Origin of the sequence: Streptomyces sparsogenes, assembly GCF_001704635.1 — a bacterium.
Taxonomy (GTDB): Bacteria; Actinomycetota; Actinomycetes; order Streptomycetales; family Streptomycetaceae; genus Streptomyces; species Streptomyces sparsogenes.
Map to the genome: position 1 here is coordinate 1 of NZ_MAXF01000142.1, position 5561 is coordinate 5561.

6 protein-coding genes and 1 pseudogene are annotated in these 5561 nt (G+C 73.8%); 4 read left to right on the forward strand and 3 right to left on the reverse strand.

Annotation, left to right across the window (positions count from 1 at the left end; all coding sequences use genetic code 11):
* A pseudogene (locus BBH68_RS42235) lies at positions 1 to 188 on the reverse strand (MocR-like pyridoxine biosynthesis transcription factor PdxR); the annotation flags it as partial.
* Between the two features lie 197 nt (positions 189 to 385).
* Between BBH68_RS42235 and BBH68_RS29675 the strand changes: the two are divergent.
* Positions 386 to 1324 (forward strand): EamA family transporter, encoded by a 939-nt coding sequence (locus tag BBH68_RS29675; RefSeq protein WP_065966818.1) that lies wholly within the window; start codon positions 386 to 388, stop codon positions 1322 to 1324.
* Between the two features lie 38 nt (positions 1325 to 1362).
* Positions 1363 to 2310, forward strand: coding sequence for an RNA polymerase sigma-70 factor (locus tag BBH68_RS29680; protein WP_065966814.1), 948 nt, complete (start codon positions 1363 to 1365; stop codon positions 2308 to 2310).
* Here the strand turns inward: BBH68_RS29680 and BBH68_RS29685 are convergent.
* A complete protein-coding gene (locus BBH68_RS29685; RefSeq protein WP_065966815.1) occupies positions 2304 to 3083 on the reverse strand; it encodes an SDR family NAD(P)-dependent oxidoreductase in 780 nt (259 codons plus the stop codon). The two genes, BBH68_RS29680 and BBH68_RS29685, sit on opposite strands and share 7 nt — an antisense overlap.
* A 174-nt stretch (positions 3084 to 3257) precedes the next feature.
* Here BBH68_RS29685 and BBH68_RS29690 point away from each other — a divergent pair, with 174 nt between their 5' ends.
* Positions 3258 to 3998, forward strand: coding sequence for a GntR family transcriptional regulator (locus tag BBH68_RS29690; protein WP_065966816.1), 741 nt, complete (start codon positions 3258 to 3260; stop codon positions 3996 to 3998).
* A gap of 12 nt (positions 3999 to 4010) precedes the next feature.
* On the opposite strand, the gene trpS is transcribed toward BBH68_RS29690, so the two are convergent.
* Complete coding sequence (gene trpS, locus BBH68_RS29695) at positions 4011 to 5123, reverse strand: tryptophan--tRNA ligase (RefSeq protein ID WP_065966817.1); 1113 nt, start codon at positions 5121 to 5123, stop codon at positions 4011 to 4013.
* A 235-nt stretch (positions 5124 to 5358) separates the two neighbouring features.
* On the opposite strand from trpS, the gene BBH68_RS29700 reads away from it, so the two are divergent.
* Positions 5359 to 5561 (forward strand): IS110 family transposase (locus BBH68_RS29700; RefSeq protein ID WP_141713057.1); only part of this gene is annotated, 203 nt, incomplete at its 3' end.

Here is a 5561-nt window from a genome sequence, read left to right on the forward strand (position 1 = left end):
GCCGGGTCCCGGATCCGCCCCGAGCGCACCGCCTCGCGCAGCGCGGCCTGCAGCGTCCGTCCGCGCCGGCGGGGTGGCGCGGAGGCGGTGGGAAGCAGCAGCTGCCAGGCGGTGGTACCGGAAGCGGCGGTACCGGGAGTGGCGGTACCGGAAGCGGCGGTACCGGAAGTGGTCCCTGAATCAGCCATCGGATTGGACCTTAAGGGGTGCCGGTCGGCTGCCTAGCGTCGGCGTCATGAAACGAAACGATCTTCCGGTGCCGGACCCGGGCGCCCCCGCGGCCCGGATCGCCACCCGCGCCACCGCCGCCCCTGCCGCGGCCCCCGCCGCCGGGCGCAGGGACCCCGCCCCGCGCCCCGGCGGTGGGGCGGGGGCGCGCCACCGGCTGCTCGGGGCGCTGCTCGCGGCGGTGGCCTGCTGCTTGGTGGGCGCCTCGTTCACCGCCAACAGCGTGCTCGGCGACTACCCCCACGCGGGCGGCCAGGCGCTGCGCTACGGCCTCGCCTGTGCCCTGCTGCTGCCGCTCGCCGGATGGCGCGGCCGGGCCCGACGCGGCGGTCTGGACGGTCGGGCGCCCGATGGGCAAGTGGTGGGCAGGCTGCGGAAGCTGAGCGGGCGCCAGTGGGCGCGGCTGGCCGTACTGGCGGCCGTCGGAATGGTCGGGTTCAACCTCGCCGTGCTCGCGGCGGAGGGCAGCGCGGAGCCCGCGGTGCCCGGGGTGTTCGTCGGCTGCGCGCCCGTGGTCGTCGCGGTGATCGTGCCCGCGCTCGACGGGCGGCGCCCGGCGCCGGCCGTGGTCGCGGGGGCGCTTTCGGTGGCCGCCGGCGCGTTCGTGGTGCAGGGGTGGGGGCGTACGGACACGGCCGGGCTGCTGTGGTCGGCGGCGGCGCTCGGGGGCGAGGTGGGGTTCGCCGTGCTGGCCGTCCCGGTCCTGCGGCCCCTCGGCCCCCGGCTGCTGTCCGCCGTGGCCTGCGGCCTCGCCGCCGTGGAGTCCGCGCTGCTCGCCCTGGTGCTCGACGGCCGGGGATGGCTGCGGGCGCCGGACGGCGGGGAGGCGGCGGCGCTGCTGTGGCAGGCGGCCGTGGTGACCGTCGTCGGCTTCGTGTTCTGGTACGTCGGCGTCCAGCGGATCGGCGCCGAGCGGGCCACCCTCTTCTCCGGTCTGATCCCCGTCTCCGCCGCCGCGACCGCACCGCTCGTCGGCACCGGCGGCTACGGCACGGCGCAGGCGGCGGGCAGCCTCCTCGTCGCCCTGGGGGTGGCCCTCGGCTCGGGGGTGCTGGGCCGCGCGCGGGCACCGCGGCCGGTGCCCCGCCGCCCGTAGCCGACGCCCCCGGGCCGCCGTCCGGTGGGCGTGGGAGGATGGCCGCCGTGGCCACCTCTCATACCGCGGCCGACACCGCGACGGATGTCTTCGAAGCGCACCGCTCCCTGCTGACCGCGGTGGCCTACCGGATGCTGGGCCGCGTCGCGGACGCGGAGGACGTGGTGCAGGAGGCCTGGCTGCGCTGGTCCGGCGCCGACCGCGACGCGGTGCGCGACCCCCGCGGCTTCCTCGTGCGCGTCACCACCCGGCTCGCCATCGACCGGCTGCGGCAGGCGCAGTCCCGCCGCGAGGCGTACGTCGGCCCCTGGCTGCCCGAGCCGCTCGTCACCGACCTCGGCCACGCCGTCCCGGACACCGCCGAGCGTGCGCTGCTCGCCGAGTCCGTCTCACTGGCCGTGCTCGTCGTCCTGGAGTCGCTGTCCCCGCTGGAGCGCGCGGTGTTCGTCCTGCGCGAGGCCTTCGGCTTCGCGTACGGGGAGATCGCCACCGCCCTCGACCGCACGGAGCCGGCGGTGCGGCAGCTCGCCGGGCGGGCGCGGCGCCATGTGGAGGAGCGCAAGCCGCGGTTCGAGGTGGACCCGGCACAGCGCCGCGACCTGACGGAGCGTTTCCTCGCCGCCGCCCGGGACGGCGACCTCGAGGGGCTGCTCACCCTCCTGGCGCCCGACGTGCGCCTGATCGGCGACAGCGGCGGCAAGTCCAAGGCGCCGCTGCGCGTCATGGAGACGGCGGACAAGATCGCCCGCTTCATGGTGGCGGTGGCCCAGGACGCCGGGCAGCACCCGGAGTTGGCCTTCACCGAGATCAACGGCGGCCCCGCGCTGGTGCTCTTCGCGGACGGCCGCCCCGACACGGTCCTCAGCCTCGATGTCGCGGACGGCCTGGTCCAGGCCGTCTACATCGTGCGCAACCCCGACAAGCTGGCCCACCTGGTCCACCTGGCACCTCCGGCAGGGGGGACGCCCGGGGACGCGGCTCAGTGAACGGAGAACCCGCCGTCGACGAAGATCGACTGCCCGGTGACATAGCCGGAGGCGCGGCTCGCCAGGAACACCGCCGCGCCCGCGAAGTCCTCGGCCAGCCCGTTGCGCCCGACCATCGTGCGCGCGGCCAGCGCCGCCACCTTCTCCGGGTCGCTGGACAGCCGCCTGTTGAGCGGCGTCATCACGAACCCCGGCACCAGCGTGTTGCAGGTGACCCCGTACGGCGACCAGGCCTCGGCCTGTGACCGGGCCAGCGACTCCAACGCCCCCTTGGAGACGCCGTACGCGCCGCTCTGCACGAACGCCCGGTGTGCCTGCTGGGAGGTGATGTGGATGATCCGCCCGAAGCCCCGTGCGGCCATCGCCGGGCCGAACCGCTGCCCCAGCAGGTAGGGCGCCTCCAGGTTGACCGCCATCGTGGCGTCCCACACGTCGTCGCCCAGCTCGCCCAGCGGGGGCCGCAGGTTGATCCCGGCGCTGTTCACCAGGATGTCGGGCTCCCCGAACGCGGCGACCGCCTCCTCGGCCGCCGCCCGTACCCCCTCCCGGGTGCCCAGGTCCGCGCTCACCCGGGCCGCACGGCAGCCGTGCCCCGTCAGCTCCTCCACGGTGGCGGCCAACTCGGCCTCCCTGCGCGCCACCACGACGACGCTCGCGCCCGCGCGCCCCAGCGCCACGGCGATGGCCCGGCCGATGCCCGAACTGCCGCCGGTCACCACGGCGACCCGGTCGGTCAGCGAGAACAGCTCGGAGAGATAGGGCTCTGACGTCATGACCGCATCCTAGGCGCCGCGTTGAGAGGCCCTTACCAAGGCAATTGGTCTTGACCAAGGCAAGGCACCGCTTTATGGTCGCTATAGATACTGCAACAACCTTTAATAAAGAAACACGCAATACAGAGCACTACAGAGCACGCGGAAGCGCGCAGATCCGTTGCGGAGGACAGGGTGGGGACCACGCAGCTCGACACGGTGCCGGAGCCCAAGTACTGGCACCTCAAGACGGTGCTCAGCGACGCGCTCGACTCGGAGTTCGCCGTCGGTGAGATCCTGCCCAACGAGCGCGAGCTCGCGGCCCGCTTCGGCGTGGCCCGCGCCACCCTCAGGCAGGCCCTCGAACAGCTCGAGCTGGAGGGCAGGTTGCAGCGCCGCCGCGGCGTGGGCACCACCGTCGCCCCGCCCCGCGTGGGCGTCGCGGTCGGCGACCGCGCCCACAGCTGGGACGACACCGACGAGGCGGCCTGGCAGCCCGTCGACAGCGCGGAGGCCGCGCCGCCCGCCGCGATCGCCCGGCTCCTCGACGTCCGGCCCGGCACCGCCGTGCACACCGTGCGCCGCACCCGCGTCAGCCACGGCCAGCCGATCGCCGCCGAGCTGCTCTACGTCCCGACCGCCTCCGTCCCCGGCCTCGCCGCCCTCGACACCCAGCCCGGCGCCGCCCGCGCCCGCGCGGTCCTCGGCGAGCTGCGCCGCGTCGAACTCGAAGGCCGCGAACAGTCCGTCGAGCTGGGCTCCGCCCGCGCCGACGACGCCAAGCGGCTGGACCGCCTGCCCGGCGCCCCCGTCCTCCTGGTCACCACCCGCTACACCGCCGCCGGCCGCACGGTCGCCGTGGCCGTCGCCACGTACCGCGCCGACACCTGCCGCCTCACCTTCGGGGACGGCGCGGACATGGTCCTGGCGGGCTGAAGCCGCCGCCGTTCAGTAGCGGTTGTTCATGGCGGCCCGCACCTCGGCCAGGGTGGCGTCCGCCACGGCGTTGGCCCTCTCGTTGCCCGCGCGCAGGACCTGGTGGAGAAAGCCGCGGTCCCGCGCGTACTCGGCCCGGCGGGCCCGGATGGGAGCCAGGTACTCGTTGACCGACTCGGTCACGGTCCTCTTCAGCGCGGCGGCTCCCGCGGAGCCGATGTCGGAGGCGACCTGCTCGGGGGTCCGGCCCTGGCACAGGGCGGCCAGAAGGAGCAGCGAGGACACCTCCGGGCGGGCGGCCGGGTCATAGGTGATGCGGCGCTCGGAGTCGGTCTTCGCCCCCTTGATCAGCCGGGCCGTCTCGTCGGCGTCGGCGGCCAGGGTGATGGCGTTGCCCCGGCTCTTGCTCATCTTGGTGCCGTCCGTGCCGAGCAGCAGCGGCGCGCTCGACAACAGCGCGTCGGGCCGGGGGAAGACGGCGGTGCCGGCGCCGTAGCGGTCGTTGAAGCGGCGGGCGACGGTCCGGGTGAGTTCGAGGTGGGGGAGCTGGTCCCGGCCGACCGGGACCAGATTGGCCTTGCAGAAGAGGATGTCGGCGGCCTGGTGCACGGGGTAGGTGAACATCAGGCCGCTGATGGCGGCCTGCCGCGAGTGGACGATCTCGTCCTTCACCGTGGGGTTGCGCTCGAGTTCGGCGACGGAGACGAGGCTGAGGAACGGCAGCAGCAGCTGGTTCAGCGCGGGCACCGCGCTGTGCGTGAAGATGGTGCCGCGTGCCGGGTCCACGCCGACGGCGAGGTAGTCCAGCACCAGCTCCTCGACGTGCCGGGTCAGGTCGTCCGCGACATCGCGGTCGGTGAGGACCTGGTAGTCCGCGATGATGACGAACATCTCCACGCCGAGGTCCTGCAGCCGCACCCGGTTGTGGAGCGTGCCGAAGTAGTGGCCCAGGTGCAGCCGCCCGGTGGGGCGGTCGCCGGTCAGCACCCGGAACTGCCCGGGGTCCTCGAGGATCCGTTCCTCCAGCACCGCGCTGCGCGCCCGCGCTGCGGACACCCCGAGCGTGTCGGCGGCGGAATCGGAGGTGAGGGCCTGGGGATCCGGGGTCCGGACGGTGGTTTCCATGAGGTCCTACCTTTCTTGATGTGGGTCTGAACTGGTCATTCGTAAGATCGGTGGGGCCCGGGGGTCCCGGGTATGGCTGCCATGACGTCGCCGTTTGGATGGCTCAGGAGACTTGGCCGCCCGGGCCCCGCGACGACTCGACCGCTAATTGGAAGACGCGACGCGATCGCTGTGTAGGACAACGTCGGCGAGGTCGTCTGCTGGGTTCATGTACGACGAGCTGGCGGAGGTGGCCGTGCCCGAGATCTGGGCCGGAGTGGACATCGGCAAGGAACATCACCACTGCGTGGTGATCGACGCCCAGGGCAAGCGGCTGCTGTCGCGTCGGGTACTGAACGATGAGGCTGAGCTGCTCAAGCTCCTGGCCGACGTGCTGGAGCTGTCTCAGGACGTGCTGTGGGCGGTGGACATCAACCACGGTGGTGCCGCGCTTGTGCT